The following is an 18,227-nucleotide window of genomic DNA, read 5'->3' as shown; positions in this document are numbered from 1 at the left end:
ATGCCCCAGATCGAGGCCAACGGCACCCTTCTGAACTACGAGCTGTCCGGTCCGAGCGGCGCGCCGGTGGTGGTCTTTTCCAACTCGCTCGGCACCTCGCTGGCGATGTGGGACCCGCTGATGCCCTACCTGCGGGGCCGCTACCGGGTGCTGCGCTACGACACCCGCGGCCACGGCGCCTCGCAGGTGCGCGACACCCAAATCGAGGTCGCGGATCTCGCCGAGGACCTGATCGGGCTCCTCGACGCGCTCAACATCCCCCGCGCCCATGTCGTCGGCCTGTCGCTCGGCGGCATGACCGGGCAGGCGGCGGCGAGCCGCCATCCCGACCGGGTGATCAGCCTGACCCTGATGGCGACCGCGGCCTTCATGCCGAGCGAGGCGTCGTGGAACGAGCGCGCCGCGCTCGTGCGCGAGAAGGGCACGGCGGCGATCGTCGAGGCGACGATGACCCGCTGGTTCACGCCCGATTTCCCCGCCAAGTCCCCCGATGCTGTGGCGCCGGTGCATGCCCAATTCACCGGCACCGATTCGGCCGGCTACGCGGTCTGCTGCAACGCCATCGGCCGCATGGACCTGCGCCCGGTGCTCGACCGCATCACCGCCCCGACCCTGGTCATCGCCGGCCGCGACGACCCGGCGACGCCGCCCGCCATGGCGCAGGAGATCTGCGACGGCATCCGCCACGCCGAATTGGTGGTGCTGCCGAACGCCGCCCACCTCCTTTCCGTCGAGCAGCCGGCCGCCACCGCCGCCCATCTCCTCGGCTTCCTCGACCGGCACCGCGGAGCGCCCGAGACGGCGACGGGAGCGGTCGCGTTCGAGACCGGTCTCACCAACCGCAAGAGCGTGCTCGGCGAGGCCCATGTCGAGCGCTCGCTGGCCGCGGCCGGCGACTTCGCCGGGCCCTGGCAGGACTTCATCACCCGCACCGCCTGGGGCGAGGTCTGGGGCGACCCGCGCATCCCGTGGAAGACCCGGTCCTTCGTGACGCTCGCCATGATGGTGGCGCTCGGTCGCGAGGAGGAGTTCAAGCTCCATGTCCGCCCGGCCCTGCGCAACGGCGTCACCGTGGCGGAACTGCAGGCGCTGCTGATCCAGACCGCGATCTATGCCGGCGTGCCGGCGGCGAACGGCGCGTTCCGCTGGGCCCGGGACGTGCTGGGCGACGAGATCGCCTGACCGGACGACGAACTCGCCTGACCGGATGCACCGCGGCGGGCAGGGTGGTAGAGCAGGCGGCATTCCGGCTGCCTCCTGCCGCCCCCCATCGCTCCCCGAACCCTCCGGACCATGGACGCCGTCACGCCCCGCCCTCCCCGCACCAAGGACCCCGAGCGGACCCGGGCCGACATCCTGGCGGTCGCGACGGAAGAGTTCTCCGCCTTCGGGCTCAGCGGTGCGCGGGTCGACGCCATCGCGGAGCGCACCCGCACGTCGAAGCGGATGATCTACTATTACTTCGGCGGCAAGGAGGGCCTGTACCTCGCGGTGCTGGAGAAGGCCTATGCCGACATCCGCCAGGTCGAGGCCGACCTCGACCTCGGCAACCTGGCGCCCGCCGAGGCGATCCGCCGGCTCGTCGAATTCACCTTCGAGTACGACGAGGCCCATCCGGACTTCATCCGCCTCGTCGCGATCGAGAACATCCACCGGGCCGAGCACCTCTCGGGCTCCGAGACGATCCGCGGGCTCAACCTCGGGGTGATCCAGACCATCACCGACATCATCGCCCGCGGGCAGGCCGACGGGGTGTTCCGCGCCGACGTCGATCCCCTCGACGTCCACCTGATGATCAGCGCGCTCTGCTTCTTCCGGGTCTCGAACCGCCACACCTTCGGGGCGATCTTCTCCGTCGACCTCGACGCGCCGGAACTGCGCGCCCGCCACAAGCGGATGGTCGGGGACGCGGTCGTCGGGATGCTGGCCCTGCGCTGACCGGCCGGGAACCGGATCCGCCGCCGGTCGATTGCTCCTCGTGAAGACCCGTCACAGTCGCGGAGGACAGCCCGATGACCCGAGGCACCAGCCGTCTCGTCCTGCTCGCCGTCCTGGCCGCCTCGCCGGTGGTCGCGCAGGTCGTCGACAAGCCGCTCGCCGACAGCCCCCAGCGCAGCCGCGAGACGGCTCCCAACATGCCGCCCGCCCACGAGACGCTCCCCGAGCGCGTCCGCCCGGGCGACGCCGACACGACCGGCACCGTGCGGCCCTCCGCGCCGGCCGCCGACCCGAAGACGACCGACGGGGTCCTGCGGCCGCAGCGGGGCTAGGCGTAGCCGGTCGGCCGATGACGGCGCGTCCCGCGCCGTGAGGCAGGCGGCTTCGGCTTGCGAATCACCGACCGGGCTGCTTCCCTCCCCGCGCAGGGAGGCAGCCCATGACCGACGAACTCGTCTTCTACACCCATCCGATGTCCCGCGGGCGGATCGTCCGCTGGATGCTGGAGGAGGTCGGGGCGACCTACCGCACCGAGATCCTCGGCTACGGCCCAACGATGAAGGACGCGTCCTACCGGGCCATCAACCCCCTCGCCAAGGTGCCGGCCCTGGTCCATCGCGGCGTCGCCGTGACCGAGACGGCGGCGATCTGCGCCTATCTGGCCGATGCCTTCCCGCAGTCCGGCCTCGCCCCGGCCGTGGGAGATCCCGAGCGCGGCGCCTATTACCGCTGGCTGTTCTTCGCCGCCGGCCCGGTCGAGGCGGCGGTCACCGACAAGGCGCTCGGCGTCGTGGTGCCGGACGAGCCGCGGATGCGCGCCATGGTCGGCTACGGCAGCATGGCGGAAGTCCTCGATGCCCTCGAGGGCGCCGTCTCGGGCCGCGAGTACCTCGCCGGAGGGCGCTTCTCGGCCGCGGACCTCTATGTCGGTTCCCATCTGATCTGGGGCATGCAGTTCGGCTCGATCGAGCGGCGCCCGGCCTACGAGGCCTATGTCGCCCGTCTCGTCGACCGTCCGGCGGCCGTGCGCGCCCGGGAGATCGACGACCGGATCCACGCCGAGATGCAGCAAGGCTGATCCGACCCCACGTTCCGCCGGGGAGAGGCGCAGGAGGGCCCACGTCGCCGGGAACGTCCGGCCTCCGCCCGCGTTCGCACCGCGACGCAGCGGAAATCCTCCGCGCCCCAGCCACACGGAGTCCACCATGGCCAGCGACCTGATCCACGACGTCTTCAGCGGCGAGCGCAACCTGACCACCAAGGAGCGCACCATCTCGGTCGTGCTCGGCCTCGGCCTCGCCGCGGCGGCGGCTCAGCCCCGGCCGAACAAGTTCCTGAGCCTCGCGGCCCTGGTCGCCGGCTCGCTCCTGGCGATCCGCGGCGCCACCGGCCATTGCGCCGCCAAGTCGCTGATGAACGATAGCGGGCACAGCCCGGCTCGCATCTGATCGGACGATTCCGGGGCGCCCGCGGGTGCCCCGGATCTCCATGGGATCGTTCTTCGCGACAGACGAACAAAAGACCCGCGCCGGCATCCCGGCGCGGGTCTTTTGTTCGTCGGTAAGGAAAGGCCGGCGGGAAGATCCCGCCGGCCGTCGAGAAATCAGAGCACGGTGGTGCGGCGGCGGCCCTGGATGAGGCCGAAGATCGCGAGCACGACGACCGCGCCGACGACCGAGGCGATCAGGCCGGCGCCCTCGTTCGGCGGATACCAGCCGGTGACCTGCCCGAGGAAGGTCGCCACGAAGGCGCCGACGATGCCGAGCAGCGTCGTCATGATGAAGCCGCTCGGCTCGTTGGCCGTGCCGGGCATGAGGAACTTGGCGATGACACCGGCGACGAAGCCGATGATGATGGTCCACAGGATCGCAAGCATGGGGGCTGCCCTTCGGCTCCGCTTCTATGTTGATGAAACGCACGGGCCGGGCCGAGGTTGCGCCGGAAGGCGGGACTGTCTGGCTTTTCCTGTCCTGCCCGGACTGTCCGACGGCGGAAAGGGCCGGCGCCCTCCACCCGGGATCCGGGTGCCAAGCCCGGGACAAGCCGGAGTAGGATATAACGCGCGCAGGCGGACGAGTCGGCCGTCGCGCCGTGCGGGCGCGCGGGTCCGTCGGGCCACGGTGTCGAGGAGCGGCGCGCCATGCGCGGGAGAACGGGTTATCGGGTCCGGGCGGCCGGGGCGGCGGCGGGCCTGCTGCTGGCGGGCGCGGCGCACGCGGCGTCCTACGAGTTCGTGCCGGCCCCCCAGGCCGACCTCAACCGGGTCTACCGGGTCGACAAGGCCACCGGCGAGGTCATCTCCTGCCAGTACGGCCTGCAGGAGAACACGATCGGCACCACCCTGTGCTTCGGACCCGGCGAGGGCGCCGGTCCGCAGGCCCCGTCCGAGTACGGCCTGGTGGCGTCGCGCCACCTGCGCGAGGCCGGCGTCTTCCGGGTCAACCACCGCACCGGCGCGATGAGCATCTGCTACGTCCTCGACGACGCGGTGGTGTGCACGCCGCAGGGCAATGCCGGCAGCGAGGCTCCGCGGACCGGGGCGGCTCCGACCCCGGCGACCAAGCCCTGAACGCCAAGCCGCTTCGGCCGGCCCGGCGCCGCAGCGCGGCAACGCCGCTTCCGCCTCCCCCGACCGCGTGCTAGGGGCCTCTCGATCGGCGGGGCCGGCCGTTTTCGGACCCGCCGACCTCAGACCACATGCGGCGGGATGCCATGCTGATTGCCTTCATCCGTTCGTCCTGCGGGGGCCGGCGTTGAGCCCCGCCGAGCTCAAGCGCGCCGCCGCCGCCCGGGCGGTCGGCCTGGTCGAGGACGGGATGCGCCTCGGCCTCGGCACGGGCTCGACGGCGACGCTCTTCGTCGAGCTGCTCGGCGAGCGGGTGCGGGCCGGCCTCACCGTCGTCGGGGTGCCGACCTCCGAGGCGACAGCCCGGGCCGCCGAGGCCGCCGGCATCCCGCTGACCACCCTCGACGCCACGCCCGACCTCGACCTGACGATCGACGGCGCCGACGAGATCGACCCGCAGCTCCGCCTGATCAAGGGCGGCGGCGGTGCGCTCCTGCGCGAGAAGATCGTGGCGGCGGCGAGCCGCCGCATGGTGGTGATCGTCGACGGGGCCAAGCGCGTCGAGACGCTGGGGCGCTTCCCCCTGCCGATCGAGGTGGTGCCCTTCGGCCTCGTCGCCACCACCCTGGCGGTCGCGGCGGCGCTCCGGTCCACCGGCTGCGCCGGGCCGCTCGCCGTGCGCAAGGGCGCCGACGGCGCGCCCTTCGTCACCGATGGCGGGCATTTCATCCTCGATGCCGGCCTGTCCCGCATCCCCGACCCGGAGGCGCTGGGACGCGCCCTCGTCGCGGTGCCGGGCGTGGTCGAGCACGGCCTGTTCATCGGGCTGGCCACCGGCGCGATCGTCGCGGAGGCGGCCGACGGCCAGCCCCGCATCGTCACCCTCGGGGCGGCCTGACGCGCCCTCCCCATCCTCGTCGCGGCCGCCCCCGTGCGGGCGCCGCCTTCCGGAGCAACACGATGTCCCCGCGCCGTTCCCGTATCCTCCTGGCGGGCCTGCTCGCCGCGTCCCTGGCGACCCCCGCCCTCGCCCAGACCAAGCCGGCGTCCCCCGCCGCCCCGCAGGCGGGCACGATCACCCCGAGCCACCTGGCGCTCGCCAAGGAGGTGATGCTCTCCTCCGGCATTGCCCGCTCGTTCGATTCGATCCTCCCGGCCTTCGGCGAGCAGATCAAGCAGGCGGCGGTCACCCGGCCCGAGCTGAGCAAGGACCTGGGCGAGGTCCTCGAGAAGCTGCAGCCCGAGCTCGAGCTGCAGAAGCAGCGCATCATCGAGACCGCCTCGCGCATCTACGCCAACAAGCTCACCGAGGCGGAGCTGCGCGACGTCGCCACCTTCTTCCGCTCGCCGGCGGGCAAGCGCTACGTCGAGACCCAGCCCCAGGTCCTCGACGACATGGTGCAGGCGATGCAGACCTGGACCCAGGAGGTCTCCGAATACATGATGGTCCGGGTCCGGGCCGAGATGGGCAAGCGCGGCCACCAGCTTCAGTGATCGGCGCGGCATCCGCCGGGACATCGGCCTCGCCAGCCGGCGGGAGGGCCGCCACTCTCGATCGTCTCGGCGCCGTCGTGATCGCGGCCCTGCCGGCCTGCATGGCGGTCGCCAACCGGTCGAGCCCGGTCGTGGTCGGCCTCGCCGGGCTCCTGCTGCTCGCCGGTGCGGCCGCCTCCGGCCGGCCGGTGCGGGCGCTCCTGCTGGCGCCGCTGGCGACGCCGGTCGGCGTCGCCGCCCTGGCCTTCCTGGCCTGGTGCGGCATCAGCCTCGCCTGGAGCCCGCTGCCCGGCCTGTCGCTGCGCACCCTGTCCGAGTTCCTGCCGGCCCTGCTCGGGGCCTACCTGGTGGCGCGCCTCGCGCCGCCGCATCTCGGCCGCGTCGCGGCGCCGGCGGCCTGGATCCTGGTCGCGACCTGCCTCTACGTCATGGCCGATCTCGCCTCCGGCCTGGTGATCCGCGAGGCGCTCGGCCAGCGCGTCGCCGCCTTCGCGTTCAACCGGCCGCTCCTCACCATGATGCTGCTGGTCGGCCCGCTCGCCCTCGTGCTCGCGGCCACCGGCCGGCGGGTGCTCGCGGCCGCAGCGCTCGCGATCTTCGCCGCGGCGGCCTGGCGCTCGGTCAGCGGCGCCACGGTGCTGGGGCTCGCCGCGGGCGCCCTCGCCTTCCTCGCCCTGCGCCGGCTGCCGGCGCGGCTCGGCCTCGGGCTGACCGGGGCCGCGCTCCTCGGCGCTCTGGTCCTCGCCCCCGTCGAGGGCGACCTCCTGGCCCGCACGATGCCCGAGGCCCTGCACCAGCGGCTCGCCGGCAGCAGCACCCGGGCCCGGGTCGCCATCGCCCGCAGCTTCGGCGCGGCGGTCGCCGCCGATCCGTGGCGGGGTGCGGGCTACGGCACCAGCGCGCGGTTCCAGGACGTGCCGGTCGCCGAGCGGGTCGAGCCCGAGATGCGCTTCATGCTGGCGGTCGGGCACCCGCATAACAGCTTCCTGCAGGTCTGGGCCGAGCTCGGGGTGGTCGGTGCCGCGCTCGCCGCCCTCGTCCTCCTGCTGACCCTGCGGGCGGTCGCGGGCTGGACCGCGACCGCCCGCACCATGGCGCTGGCCCTGCTCGCCGGGGCCGGGATCGTCGCCTTCGTCGAGCATGGCGCCTGGCAGGCCTGGTGGACCGCCGGCGTCGGCGCGGCCATCGCCTGGCTGCGCGCCCTGCCCTATCACTCGCAAGACCCAACGCACGAGCGGTGAGCGCCATGACCGAGACCCGCAACGACGCCTTCGACGTCGACCTGTTCGTGATCGGCGGCGGCTCCGGCGGCGTGCGGGCCGCCCGCATCGCCGCCGGCTACGGCGCCCGGGTGCAGCTCGCCGAGGAGTACCGGGTCGGCGGCACCTGCGTGATCCGCGGCTGCGTGCCCAAGAAGCTGATGGTCTATGCCGGCCGCTTCCGCGACGAGTTCGAGGACGCCGCCGGCTTCGGCTGGGAGGTCGGCACCCCGCGCTTCGACTGGGCGGTCCTCAAGGCCCGCCGCGACGCCGAGGTGACCCGGCTCGAGGGCATCTACGCCACCAACCTGATGCGGGCCGGCGTCGAGGTCGTGGCCGACCGGGCGGTGATCGAGGACCCGCACACGGTGCGGCTGGTCCGCTCCGGCTCCCTGGTGCGCGCCCGCCACATCCTGATCGCGGTCGGCGCCCACCCGGTGAAGGAGCCGCTGATCCCCGGCGCCGAGCTCGCCATCACGTCGAACGAGGTGTTCGAGCTGGAAACCCGGCCCGAGCGGATCCTGGTGGTCGGCGGCGGCTACATCGCGGTCGAGTTCGCGGGCGTGTTCGCGGCCTTGGGCACGCGCACCACCCTGCTCCACCGCGGCGACCGGCTGCTGCGCGGCTTCGACGGCGAGATCCGCCAGGCGCTGGGCGAGGCCTACGCCAAGCGCATGGACCTGCGCCTGAACACCACCGTCCACCGCCTCGACCGGCGCGACGGCGCGATTCTCGCCACCTTGAGCGACGGCAGCGAACTCCTCGTCGACCAGGTGCTGGTGGCGACCGGGCGGCGCCCGAACGTCGCCGGGCTCGGGCTGGAGAAGGCCGGCATCGAGCTCGATGCCGCAGGGGCGATCCCGGTCGACCGCTTCTCGCAGACCGTCGCCCCGTCGATCTACGCCGTCGGCGACGTCACCAACCGCGCCGCGCTCACCCCGATCGCGATCCGCGAGGGCCACGCCTTCGCCGACACGGTGTTCGGCGGCAAGCCCTGGGCGGTCGACCACGACCTGATCCCGACCGCGGTGTTCTCGACCCCCGAGATCGGCGTCGTCGGCCACGGCGAGGAGGTGGCACGCCGCCTCCACGGCGAGATCGACGTCTACGAGGCCCGCTTCCGGCCGATGAAGGCGACGCTTTCGGGCCGCGACGAGCGCATCCTGATGAAGGTCATCGTCGATCGCGCGAGCGACCGGGTGGTCGGCGTCCACGTCCTCGGCCACGATGCCGGCGAGATCATCCAGGCCGTCGGCATCGCGGTGACGATGGGCGCCAAGAAGGCCGATTTCGACCGCACGATCGCGGTCCACCCGACGGCCGGCGAGGAACTGGTGACGATGCGCACGCCCTCGGTGGTCAAGCAGCCGGTGGCGGTGGGCTGAGCTGATTTCGCAAAACTGGTCACCGGTTTGCGGCGAAAACCCGCGACACGATAATCACCCGAGCGGACGACGCGTTGGCCCGCCAACGCAAGTCCGCTGAGAGCGGCCGCTACCGGCAGGCATCGGCGTAGCGCCGCGGGGTCGTCCCGAAGGCGCGCCGGAAATGGCCGGTGAAGTGGCTCTGGTCGTAGAAGCCGAAGCGGGCCGCCGCCTCCGCCGGCGCTGCGCCCGTCGCCAGGGCTGCCCGCGCGGCCTCCAGCCGCCGGTGGACGACGAACTGGTGCACGGTCATGCCCGTGCGGGCCTTGAACAGCCGCATGACGTGGAACGGGCTCAGCCCGACCGCGGCGGCCACGTCCTCGACGCTCAGGCGGTGATCGAGGTTGGCCATGACGTAGTCGATGTCGCGCCGGATCGGGGCCGTCGGCGGCGGCCCCGGGATCGACCGGCCCGCGCGCTGCCCGTGGCGGCGGAGAAGGAGCGCGAGCGCCCGGCAGATCGCCTCCTGCCGGCGCAACGCCTCGACCGGGCGGGAGGCGACGTCGATCGCCGACACGAGTGCCCCCGCCAGCGCCGCATCCTCGATCAGGCCTCCCGCCCCGAGATCGAGCGTGCCGCGGTTGAAGAACCCGTCCGACAGAGTCTCGAGGGCCGCGACGCCCGGGTAGAGGGCCGAATAGGTCCAGCCGCCGTCCCGTGCCGCCCTCTCCCCGGTATGCATCTCGCCCGGCGGGATGATCATCACCGTTCCGGGCGAGGCCACGCCGTGCGTCCCGGCGATGCTGTACTTCTGGGCTCCGGCCCGGAACGCCGCGATCACGAAGGCATCGTGCGCGTGCGCGCCGTAGCGGCAGGTCCGGCATTCCGCCCGCAGGATGTCGATCCCGCCGAGGATGCCGCTGTCGTGCCAGAGCTCGATCCTGTCCGTCATCGCCGTATCGCCCGAGTACCGTCGGTGTAGTGCCGCGCCCGGGGTGGGTCGACCGCAGGATTTTCCCAAGAGCAGGTCCGTCCTATCGGCGGCGGCCCCCGGGCGGGTAGGCGTCCTGCCGCAGCGGCGACGGTCGCCCGGCACGGGGCCGGTCCGGAAGGCCGGCGAGGAACGCGATGCCCCCTGGAATCCCGATCGACCCTCCGCCCCGCGGCCCGTTCGTGCAGGGGGTCGCGGCCTGTCTTCCCACCGTCCTCGGATACTGGAGCATCGGCTTTGCCGCCGGCGGCGTCGGGACGTTGGCCGGGTTCTCGATCCCGGACATCCTCCTCCTCGCCGGGCTGCTCTACGCGGGCTCCGCACAATTCCTGGTCTACGGCATGACGGCGGCGGGCGCCGGGCCGCTCGCGATCGCCGCCGCGATCCTGCTGGTGAACGTCCGCTACCTGCTGATGAGCGCGGCGCTGGCGCCTTACTTCCGCGGCCAGACCGCGCTGCAGAAATGCGTCGGCGGCGCGCTCCTCACCGACGAGACCTTCGCGGTCGCCTCCGGGCATGCCGTCCGGCACGGCGCGCTGCCGTTCCGGTGGCTGCTGGGGGTCAACCTCACCGCCTACCTGAACTGGATCGCGGCGAACGGCCTCGGGGCGGTCCTCGCCCGGACCCTGCCGGCCGCCGTCGCGGACGGATTGTCCTTCGGGCTCACCGCCATGTTCGTCGGGCTCCTGCTGCTCACGGTCCTGGCGAGCCGCAGCCGGGCGTCGGACCTCGTCTGCGTCGCGGTCGCGGCAAGCGCCGCGGCGGCGGCGCTCGCGATCCTGCCGCCGAACGTCGCCCTCCTCGTCGGCGCGGTCGCCGGGGCGACGGCCGCCACCGCCGCGACGGCGACCCGCACCGCGGAGGTCCGATGAACGGCACCCTCGTCACGGCGATCCGGCTCGGCGCCGCCGTCACCCTGTGCGCCCGCGCCGGGCCGATCCTGTTCCTGTCGCGGCGTCCCCTGCCGCGGGCGGCGGTGCTGTGGCTCGGCTTCGTGCCCTCCGCCATCATGGCGGCAATCGTCGCCGTCGACCTGATCGTGCATCCCGCCCGCACCGCGGGCGGCTGGAGCGTCTCGGCCCTCGCCGCCGCGGCCGCCCTCGCCGTCGGCCTCCTCGGCCGCAGCCTGTTCTTCACGGTGCTGTCGGGATTGTGCGCCTTCGCGCTGTTCAAGGCAGTCCTGCCGTAGCTCTAACGGCACCAGCCGTACGGCAGGGCTGCAATTCGCGAGGAGCGCCCCTCTCGCGCCGCGTCGCAAACCCCCCTATAAGCCCGGCTTCCGCGACCGACCTGACCGGTTATCGAAGAGGTGCGGTAGGAGAGGACGATGAGCGAGCGTTGGACCCCCACGAGCTGGCGGCGGCTGCCGATTCAGCAGGTCCCGGATTATCCGGATTCCGCGGCCCTTTCGGCGGTGGAGCGGCAGCTCGCGAGCTTTCCTCCGCTGGTGTTTGCCGGTGAGGCGCGCAAGCTGAAGCAGAACCTCGCCAAGGTCGCGGCCGGCGAGGCGTTCCTGCTTCAGGGCGGCGACTGCGCCGAGAGCTTCGACGAGCATTCCGCCGACAACATCCGCGATTTCTTCCGAGTCTTCCTGCAGATGGCGCTGGTGCTGACCTTCGCGGGCGGCTCGCCGGTGGTGAAGGTCGGGCGCATCGCCGGGCAGTTCGCCAAGCCGCGCTCCTCGCCGGTCGAGACCGTCGACGGGGTATCGCTGCCGAGCTACCGCGGCGACATCGTCAACGGCATCGGCTTCTCGGAGTCCGAGCGGGTGCCGAACCCGAACCGCCAGACCGAGGCCTACCGCCAGTCAGCCGCGACGCTGAACCTGCTGCGCGCCTTCGCGACCGGCGGCTACGCCAACCTCGAGAACGCGCATCGCTGGATGCTCGGCTTCGTCAAGGACTCGCCCCAGTCCTCGGCCTATGCCGACCTGGCCCAGCGCATGACCGAGACCCTCGACTTCATGCGGGCGATCGGCATCAACCCCGAGACGCACCAGGAGGTGCGCCAGACCGATTTCTTCACCAGCCACGAGGCCCTGCTGCTCGGCTACGAGGAGGCCCTGACCCGGGTCGATTCGACCAGCGGCGACTGGTACGCCACGTCGGGCCACATGCTGTGGATCGGCGACCGCACCCGCCAGCCCGACCACGCCCACATCGAGTTCGCCCGGGGCATCAAGAACCCGATCGGCCTCAAATGCGGCCCGTCGCTGAAGGCCGACGACCTGATCCGGCTCGTCGACCTGCTCAACCCGACCGATGAGGCCGGGCGCCTGACCCTGATCTGCCGCTTCGGCGCCGACAAGGTCGGCGATCACCTCCCGGCGCTCGTCCGGGCGGTGGAGCGCGAGGGCCGAAAGGTCGTGTGGTCCTGCGATCCGATGCACGGCAACACCGTGACGGCGAGCGGCTACAAGACCCGGCCGTTCGAGCGGGTGATGAAGGAGATCCAGGGCTTCTTCGACATCCACCAGGCCGAAGGGACGCATGCGGGCGGCATCCACCTCGAGATGACGGGCAAGAACGTCACGGAGTGCACGGGCGGCGCCCGGGCGCTGACGGCGGACGACCTGCGCGACCGCTACCACACCTATTGCGACCCGCGCCTCAACGCCGAGCAGGCGCTCGAGGTGGCGTTCCTGACCGCCGACCTCGTCAAGCGCGAGCGCAGGCAGCACGAGCATCCCCGGATCGAGGCCGCCGAATAGGCACCTCGCCCGATCGGGACGGGCTCGGCCCGGGAGGGGCGCCGCCGGCCGGCGGCGCCCCTCCCGGGCTTTTTTGTATCGGGCGACAATCTCCGATGCCGTGTCCGGGCCTCCGCCGCGGTGCCGGACGGCCGCGTCGCGGCGAGCGCGACCATCGCCCTCGCTCATCGGAGACGCGACGGACGTCCGAGCGGCCGTTCGAACGCGATCCCGGCGAACGCGCCGCACCGCCAGACAAGCCGCGCCCGGCGGGTGATCTCGACGTGCCAGACGACGATCCAGAAGCGGCCCGGGAGCGCATAGCGGGGGGGCAGGCCGATTCTGGCGCCACCATTCGAGAGATCGCGAATGACGCAGGGGATCCGGTCGTGGAACGACGGCAGGACCGTTGCCGGCATCGAGGTGGGGTAGCGGGGATCGATCCTGGCATCCCGGACGGGAAATGCCGTAACGTTCTGCAACTCTCCCCTCGTCCCAGCCGCGTCGCCTGTCATTCATTCTGCGCCCTGTATCCTGTCGGAGTGGCGACCTATCACGATCGGTGCGCCCTGTTACCCAGGGTATGACGTTATTATTTCACGTCGAATATCGCATATTTCCTGATAGTTAAAACATATTTACGACGATTGACGAGTATCGCACCGGATCTGTCCGATGCTTATATCGTAAGGCATAAGCGAAAGGGCCTCGGGCCCCGGGCGAGATCGCACGCTCCGACGGCCGGCGAACCGTGCTGCATCGCGTGGACTTCCGAGCATCGGCGCGGATGGCGGGAAGGCTGGGACGGACGGGCCCTTCCATCCGGCCGTCCGGCGGCATGCCTCGGTCCACCGAATGCGTCGCTCCCGGCGGTGCAGGAGCGGGGATGGCCCGATTTGCCGGCTCCACGGCTTGCGCCCCGACCCGACCGTCGCTATACACCGGCCATCCCGCCGGGATAGCTCCCATCGTCTAGCGGTCTAGGACGTCGCCCTCTCACGGCGAAAACAGGGGTTCGAGTCCCCTTGGGAGCGCCAACTCTTCGAAGAGTTGTTTTGGCCGCGGGTTCATCTTCGACCTTGTGAGATGGCTGTGTTGGCCCATGGCGCGGGCGAGCGCAGATGCCGTCCGCTTGCCGCAGCCCGGCCCGCCGAGACCCTCCCCTGCCCCGCGTCGAAGGGCATCGCCGGTCGAATCCCCTGTCTCAAGCAGGTTGTGCCCGCCTGCCCCGGCGGCGGCGGCGCGTCCATAGCTCACCGGTACTAATGGCCGCCGCCGACGCGGCGGGCTATTCGGTCGCGGTCCGAGGGATTGCTCCGGGTGCGGGGCGAAGCCGGATCGCGGGAGGGAGCCGGACATGACCTGCCAGCCACGCCAGATGGCGATCGTCCTCGCAGCGGTGCTGCTTTTGTCCGGACCGTCGCGGGCTCAGGTCATCGACCCCCGGGACGACGAGGCCGTCGTCACGGCGAGCGGCCAGTCCACCGCCATCGCGATGGCCTGCGGCAAGATCGATCACGCGGCCGCGGCCTTGCGGCGGGCCGACCTGCAGAAGCGCTTCACCTCGAAGGGGATGGCTGCAGCGACCTTCGCTCGCCTCTACGACACGGCCGTCGACGGCATGACCGCGACCGCGAAAGCGAACCCGGCCGCGACCAGAGCGGGCTGCGAGCGCCTCGGCAGGCTCGGTGCCGAGCCGTAGCGCACGCTGTCCGACCGCCGGGCGGCTCGGACGCGCTTCGCGATGCAGGAGGGAACAGGATCACATGCGCCGCTCAGCTCTTCTTCCGATCCTGATGGCGTCCACGGCAGCCCTGGCCGAGGGCCAGCCTTCCCTGATCTGGCTCGACATGCCGCGCGGCAAGGTGTCGATCGAGATCAACGGCGTCGAGGGCAACGAGAACGGCCACGGCCTCGTGGTCAATGCCCCCGGCGGCAAGGACGCCCTGATCGATAGCGAATCCCTGCCCGAGGTCGTGACGAAATCGGGCGACAGCGTCCTGTTGCGGGTGTTCACTGGCGGCAATGCCTGCCCGGCCATGTATGCGTGGCTGACCTACGACCGCGAGGGCCTGCGCGCGACGTCGACATTCGGGACCTGCGCGGAGGACGGCGAACTCGTTCCGGGCACGGGCCACCCGGCCTTCGTCCTCGACAAGCTCGGCAACGGGCCGGGCAAGATCCGCTACGACTTCGACGGCAGGACAGTTCGCGAGACCGCGATCCGGGCCGGCCGGAAGTAGCCGGAATCGTTGAATGCCGGCCGGCGGCGTACCCGGCGCGGGCCTCAATACTCCACGAATTCGCCGAGCCGGCCGGCCAGGCGATAGGCGCGCTCGCGGGTGAGGCCGCGCAGGATCACCCGGCTGTCGCTGTAGAGCGTGAAGGTGCCGTCCGCGTCGGCCTGGATGCGAATGCCCTCGTGCATGGTCGGCGCTCCCTGGGGTGAGGCTTGGCACCCGTCGGGATGCGGGGGGAAACGCGCGAGGGCCCGGGCGGATACGGACCCGGCAACACTTTTTTAAATCCCGCTGTCGGGAAAAAAGGGTCGGTTCGCCGGAACCTTCACCGTTGGAAGATTCTTTTAAGGGACCCGCTCAACGGGCCGGCGCCGCCGCAGGGCGGGGCCGCGCAGAGGAGACACCAAGATGAAGAAGATGACCCTGGGCCTCGCGGCCGCGGCCGTTCTCGGCAGCCTCACCTTCGGCATCGGCGCGGCCTCCGCCGCCCCGGCGAGCCCGGCCGGCATCCAGGCCGCCCCGATGGTGGAGACGGTGCAGATGACCCGCGGCGAGCGCCGGATGATGCGCCACCACCGCATGCACCGCCACATGATGCATCGTCGTCACATGATGCACCGCCGGCACATGATGCGTCACCGCATGATGCACCGTCACATGCACCGCATGTAATGAATTCCGCTCCGCCCGGCCCTCGTGCCGGGCGGAGCCTTTTTACGGGGCTCAGTACGGCCGGTTGGCGAAGGCCGGCTTGCCGGCCAGGATCCGCTCGTCGACCTGGCGCACGTCGCGCAGGCCGCACATCGCCATCGTGACGTCGAGTTCCTTGCGGATGATGTCGAGGCACTGGGTCACGCCCGCCTCGCCGCCGGCCCCGAGCCCGTACAGGAAGGCGCGGCCGATGAAGACGCCGTGCGCTCCGAGCGCCAGCGCCTTGATGACGTCCTGGCCCGAGCGGATGCCGCCATCCATCAGCACCTCGATCCGGTCGCCCACCGCCTCGACGATTCCCGGCAGGGCCTCGATCGACGACAGCGCGCCGTCGAGCTGACGGCCGCCGTGGTTGGAGACGATCATCGCCTCGGCGCCGCTCTGTGCGGCCAGTTCCGCGTCCTCGGGATCGAGGATCCCCTTCAGGATCAGCTTGCCGCCCCAGCGGTCGCGGATGCGCTTGACGTCGTCCCAGTTGAGGCGCGGATCGAACTGCTCGGCGGTCCAGGACGACAGCGAGCGCAGGTCGCCCACGCCCTGCGCGTGCCCGACGATGTTGCGGAAGGTACGGCGCTGGGTGCGCAGCATGTTGAGGCACCAGCGCGGCTTCGTCGCCAGGTTGATGATGTTGGGGATCGTCATCCGGGGCGGGGTCGAGAGCCCGTTCTTCACGTCCTTGTGGCGCTGGCCGAGGATCTGGAGGTCGAGGGTGAGCACGAGCGCCGAGCATTGCGCGGCCTTGGCGCGGTCGATCAAGCGGTCGATGAAGTCGCGGTCGCGCATCACGTAGAGCTGGAACCAGAACGGGGCGTCGGTATTCTCGGCCACGTCCTCGATCGAGCAGATGCTCATGGTCGAGAGCGTGAACGGCACGCCGGCCTTGGCGGCGGCCCGCGCCGCCAGGATCTCGCCGTCGGCGTGCTGCATGCCGGTCAGGCCCGTCGGCGCCAGCGCCACCGGCATGCTCACCGGCTGGCCCGCCATGGTGCTGGCGAGCGACCGGTTCGTCATGTCGACGGCGACGCGCTGGCGCAGCTTGATCCTGGAGAAGTCGTCCTCGTTCGCCCGGTAGGTGCCCTCGGTGTACGAACCGGAATCGGCGTAGTCGTAGAACATCCGCGGCACCCGCCGCTCGGCGAGCACCCGCAGGTCCTCGATGCAGGTGACGGGGCCGCCCGTGAAGAACCGCGACGTCCAGGACGGCGGCCGCGACGAGGGCATTCGGGTGGCTTGCATGGCGTCTCGCTCGTGCGTCTGTTCTGGCGCGCGGGTCATCCTCCGCGCGCGGGCTTATTGAGCCTCGCGCCTCCGAAATACCCTCAACCGCTCCGGTCTGACCATCGTTTTCGCCCTGCATCCGGCGCGGCCCGGCCGCGCGGGACTCACGGGATCACCTCCTCCCGCGGGGTCGCGCTCAGCTCGGTCCAGTCGAGCTCCTCCTCAAGGCGGAAGAAGGCGTCGTCGCCGATCTCGCCGCGGTCGCGCAGGTCCAGGATGACGCCGCGGGCGGCCTCGACGGCGCGCCGGCGCAGGCCGTCGGCGGGCAGGCTCTCCGGCGCCAGACCCTCGTCGTGCGATTCGGCCTCGCTGAGCGCGGCGTCGAATTCCCGTCGCAGGGCTTCGGCATGGGGCGAGTCGTCGCCCTCGAGGCTGTCGCGGGCCGCCCGGTAGGCGGCGGCCCGGGCGCGGCCGATCTCGAGGCCGACCGGGTCCTCGTCCCCGAGGGAGAACCACCCGAGCAGCGGCCGCAGGGTCAGGCCCTGGATCACCAGGGTGCCGAGCACGACGCAGAACGCGGTCAGTACCACGAGGTCGCGATGCGGGAAGTCCCCCGGCAGCGCGAGCGCCAGCGCGACGGTGATGAGGCCGCGCATGCCGCACCACGCCACGATGGTGGCCGAGCGCAGGCCGACCGGCGGCGGTCCGCTCGGCCCGAGGAACCGGTGCCACAGCCGCGCCACCATCCGCGCGCCGAGCACCCAGGCGAGGCGGACCGCCACGGTGGTACCGAACACCGCCGCGGCCACGAAGGCGTAGTGGAGCCGCTCGGCCGGGCTCAGGCCTTCGAGGATCGGGCCGATCTGCAGGCCGATCAGCACGAAGGCCAGCACGTTCAGCACGAACACCGCCGTCTCCCAGACGGTGTTGGAGGTGATCCGCAGATGGGCCGGCATCGTCTGGGGCGAGAGCCGCGACACGGTGAGGCCGAAGCTGACCACGGTCAGCACGCCTGAGACCTCGACCCGCTCGGCGGCGAGCCAGAGCCCGAAGGTGGCGATGAACTGCAGCACCACGGCGCTCGGCGGATCGGTGACGCGGCGCATCAGCCGGACGTAGAGCAGCGCGAGGAGCGGACCGGCGATGATCCCGCCGACGACGCCGATCAGGAAGGTCGGGGCGACCTCCGCAGCCGAGAACGAGCCGCTCGCCACCGCGCCCAGGGCCAGGCGGTAGATCAGCAGCGACGAGGCGTCGTTGAACAGGCTCTCGCCCTTGAGGATGGTGACGAGGCGATGGGGCAGCCGGACATGGGCCAGCACCGAGAGCGCCGCCACGGCGTCGGGAGGGGCCACGATGGCGCCGAGCACGATGCAGGCGGCGAGCGGCATGTCGGGCACCAGCGCGCGCGCCACGAGCGCCACCGCCAGCGTGGTGACGCCGACGGCACCGACGACGAGGCCGGCGACCGGCCGCCAGTTGCGCCGCAGGTCGCGCAGGCTGGTGTCGTAGGAGGCGTCGAGCAGGACCGGGGCGAGGAAGAGCGCCAGCGCCAGGTCGGGGTCGAGCCCCGGGCGGGGCACCTGCGGCACGAAGGCCAGCACCACGCCGCCCACGGCCAGGAAGGCCGGGAACGGCGCCCCGAGGCGCCGCGCCACCCCGGCGAGCAGGACCGCGACGACGAGCACGCCCGCGATCCATTCGAAGATCAGCATCACCCCTCCGGTTGCAGGGGTGGGCAACGCGCGAGAGCTCCC

The 18,227-nt window shown here is 71.8% G+C and carries 22 protein-coding genes and 1 tRNA gene; 17 read left to right on the top strand and 6 right to left on the bottom strand.

Features of this window, described 5'->3' with window-relative positions; translation table 11 throughout:
* The 5 genes from pcaDC to V3T34_RS09410 all read left to right on the top strand — a co-directional run bounded on the left by pcaDC (window position 1) and on the right by V3T34_RS09410 (window position 3,386).
* Complete coding sequence (pcaDC, locus tag V3T34_RS09430) at window positions 1–1,182, top strand: bifunctional 3-oxoadipate enol-lactonase/4-carboxymuconolactone decarboxylase PcaDC (RefSeq protein WP_305079451.1); 1,182 nt, start codon at window positions 1–3, stop codon at window positions 1,180–1,182.
* Window positions 1,183–1,293: 111 nt separating this feature from the next.
* A complete protein-coding gene (locus tag V3T34_RS09425) occupies window positions 1,294–1,938 on the top strand; it encodes a TetR/AcrR family transcriptional regulator (RefSeq protein WP_060845761.1) in 645 nt (214 codons plus the stop codon).
* A gap of 74 nt (window positions 1,939–2,012) precedes the next feature.
* Entirely contained in the window at window positions 2,013–2,270 is a 258-nt protein-coding gene (locus V3T34_RS09420; protein WP_305079452.1) for a hypothetical protein, read from the top strand.
* 107 nt (window positions 2,271–2,377) lie between these two features.
* The gene (locus V3T34_RS09415) at window positions 2,378–3,016 is read left to right on the top strand and encodes a glutathione S-transferase family protein (RefSeq protein ID WP_305079453.1); all 639 of its coding nucleotides are present in this window, start codon (window positions 2,378–2,380) and stop codon (window positions 3,014–3,016) included.
* Between the two features lie 127 nt (window positions 3,017–3,143).
* A complete protein-coding gene (locus V3T34_RS09410; RefSeq protein WP_060845758.1) occupies window positions 3,144–3,386 on the top strand; it encodes a YgaP-like transmembrane domain in 243 nt (80 codons plus the stop codon).
* Window positions 3,387–3,541: 155 nt separating this feature from the next.
* On the opposite strand, the gene V3T34_RS09405 is transcribed toward V3T34_RS09410, so the two are convergent.
* Entirely contained in the window at window positions 3,542–3,814 is a 273-nt protein-coding gene (locus V3T34_RS09405; protein WP_060845757.1) for a GlsB/YeaQ/YmgE family stress response membrane protein, read from the bottom strand.
* Window positions 3,815–4,078: 264 nt separating this feature from the next.
* On the opposite strand from V3T34_RS09405, the gene V3T34_RS09400 reads away from it, so the two are divergent.
* The 5 genes from V3T34_RS09400 (at window position 4,079) to gor (ending at window position 8,642) form a co-directional block, all read left to right on the top strand.
* Window positions 4,079–4,507, top strand: a complete 429-nt coding sequence (locus tag V3T34_RS09400; protein ID WP_060845756.1) for a hypothetical protein — start codon at window positions 4,079–4,081, stop codon at window positions 4,505–4,507.
* A gap of 184 nt (window positions 4,508–4,691) precedes the next feature.
* Window positions 4,692–5,402: a ribose-5-phosphate isomerase RpiA gene (rpiA, locus tag V3T34_RS09395; protein WP_091885338.1), complete on the top strand. Its 711-nt coding sequence runs from the start codon at window positions 4,692–4,694 to the stop codon at window positions 5,400–5,402.
* Between the two features lie 62 nt (window positions 5,403–5,464).
* Window positions 5,465–5,998, top strand: coding sequence for a DUF2059 domain-containing protein (locus V3T34_RS09390; protein WP_305079454.1), 534 nt, complete (start codon window positions 5,465–5,467; stop codon window positions 5,996–5,998).
* A gap of 101 nt (window positions 5,999–6,099) precedes the next feature.
* Window positions 6,100–7,239 (top strand): O-antigen ligase family protein, encoded by a 1,140-nt coding sequence (locus V3T34_RS09385; protein ID WP_305079461.1) that lies wholly within the window; start codon window positions 6,100–6,102, stop codon window positions 7,237–7,239.
* A 5-nt stretch (window positions 7,240–7,244) separates the two neighbouring features.
* Window positions 7,245–8,642, top strand: a complete 1,398-nt coding sequence (gene gor / locus V3T34_RS09380) for a glutathione-disulfide reductase (RefSeq protein WP_305079455.1) — start codon at window positions 7,245–7,247, stop codon at window positions 8,640–8,642.
* A 109-nt stretch (window positions 8,643–8,751) separates the two neighbouring features.
* Here gor and V3T34_RS09375 read toward each other — a convergent pair whose 3' ends face one another.
* On the bottom strand, window positions 8,752–9,573 hold the full coding sequence (locus V3T34_RS09375) for a helix-turn-helix domain-containing protein (RefSeq protein ID WP_305079456.1): 822 nt from the start codon (window positions 9,571–9,573) through the stop codon (window positions 8,752–8,754).
* Window positions 9,574–9,749: 176 nt separating this feature from the next.
* Between V3T34_RS09375 and V3T34_RS09370 the strand changes: the two genes are divergently transcribed.
* The 3 genes from V3T34_RS09370 (at window position 9,750) to V3T34_RS09360 (ending at window position 12,322) form a co-directional block, all read left to right on the top strand.
* Window positions 9,750–10,484: an AzlC family ABC transporter permease gene (locus tag V3T34_RS09370; protein ID WP_305079457.1), complete on the top strand. Its 735-nt coding sequence runs from the start codon at window positions 9,750–9,752 to the stop codon at window positions 10,482–10,484.
* Window positions 10,481–10,801, top strand: coding sequence for an AzlD domain-containing protein (locus V3T34_RS09365; RefSeq protein WP_305079458.1), 321 nt, complete (start codon window positions 10,481–10,483; stop codon window positions 10,799–10,801). Before V3T34_RS09370 ends, V3T34_RS09365 begins: the two co-directional genes overlap by 4 nt.
* Before the next feature lie 138 nt (window positions 10,802–10,939).
* The gene (locus V3T34_RS09360) at window positions 10,940–12,322 is read left to right on the top strand and encodes a class II 3-deoxy-7-phosphoheptulonate synthase (RefSeq protein ID WP_305079459.1); all 1,383 of its coding nucleotides are present in this window, start codon (window positions 10,940–10,942) and stop codon (window positions 12,320–12,322) included.
* Between the two features lie 164 nt (window positions 12,323–12,486).
* Here V3T34_RS09360 and V3T34_RS09355 read toward each other — a convergent pair whose 3' ends face one another.
* Window positions 12,487–12,783, bottom strand: coding sequence for a PilZ domain-containing protein (locus V3T34_RS09355; protein WP_175539925.1), 297 nt, complete (start codon window positions 12,781–12,783; stop codon window positions 12,487–12,489).
* A 479-nt stretch (window positions 12,784–13,262) separates the two neighbouring features.
* On the opposite strand from V3T34_RS09355, the gene V3T34_RS09350 reads away from it, so the two are divergent.
* The 3 genes from V3T34_RS09350 to V3T34_RS09340 all read left to right on the top strand — a co-directional run bounded on the left by V3T34_RS09350 (window position 13,263) and on the right by V3T34_RS09340 (window position 14,544).
* Window positions 13,263–13,338, top strand: a tRNA-Glu gene (locus tag V3T34_RS09350).
* 341 nt (window positions 13,339–13,679) lie between these two features.
* Window positions 13,680–14,003: a hypothetical protein gene (locus V3T34_RS09345; protein ID WP_305078101.1), complete on the top strand. Its 324-nt coding sequence runs from the start codon at window positions 13,680–13,682 to the stop codon at window positions 14,001–14,003.
* A gap of 64 nt (window positions 14,004–14,067) precedes the next feature.
* Complete coding sequence (locus tag V3T34_RS09340; RefSeq protein WP_305078102.1) at window positions 14,068–14,544, top strand: hypothetical protein; 477 nt, start codon at window positions 14,068–14,070, stop codon at window positions 14,542–14,544.
* A gap of 44 nt (window positions 14,545–14,588) precedes the next feature.
* Here V3T34_RS09340 and V3T34_RS09335 read toward each other — a convergent pair whose 3' ends face one another.
* A complete protein-coding gene (locus V3T34_RS09335) occupies window positions 14,589–14,729 on the bottom strand; it encodes a hypothetical protein (protein ID WP_175539924.1) in 141 nt (46 codons plus the stop codon).
* A 220-nt stretch (window positions 14,730–14,949) separates the two neighbouring features.
* Here V3T34_RS09335 and V3T34_RS09330 point away from each other — a divergent pair, with 220 nt between their 5' ends.
* Window positions 14,950–15,213 (top strand): hypothetical protein, encoded by a 264-nt coding sequence (locus tag V3T34_RS09330; protein ID WP_048429722.1) that lies wholly within the window; start codon window positions 14,950–14,952, stop codon window positions 15,211–15,213.
* Between the two features lie 51 nt (window positions 15,214–15,264).
* Here V3T34_RS09330 and V3T34_RS09325 read toward each other — a convergent pair whose 3' ends face one another.
* Both V3T34_RS09325 and V3T34_RS09320 read right to left on the bottom strand, forming a co-directional pair.
* The gene (locus V3T34_RS09325; RefSeq protein ID WP_305078143.1) at window positions 15,265–16,368 is read right to left on the bottom strand and encodes an alpha-hydroxy acid oxidase; all 1,104 of its coding nucleotides are present in this window, start codon (window positions 16,366–16,368) and stop codon (window positions 15,265–15,267) included.
* A gap of 266 nt (window positions 16,369–16,634) precedes the next feature.
* Entirely contained in the window at window positions 16,635–18,185 is a 1,551-nt protein-coding gene (locus tag V3T34_RS09320; RefSeq protein WP_305078103.1) for a cation:proton antiporter, read from the bottom strand.
* Between the last annotated feature and the right edge of the window lie 42 nt (window positions 18,186–18,227).

This window comes from Methylobacterium ajmalii (assembly GCF_036448855.1).
GTDB lineage: Bacteria > Pseudomonadota > Alphaproteobacteria > Rhizobiales > Beijerinckiaceae > Methylobacterium > Methylobacterium ajmalii.
The sequence above is the reverse complement of the archived record's forward strand: the minus strand, read 5'-3'. Positions and strand labels throughout refer to the sequence as shown.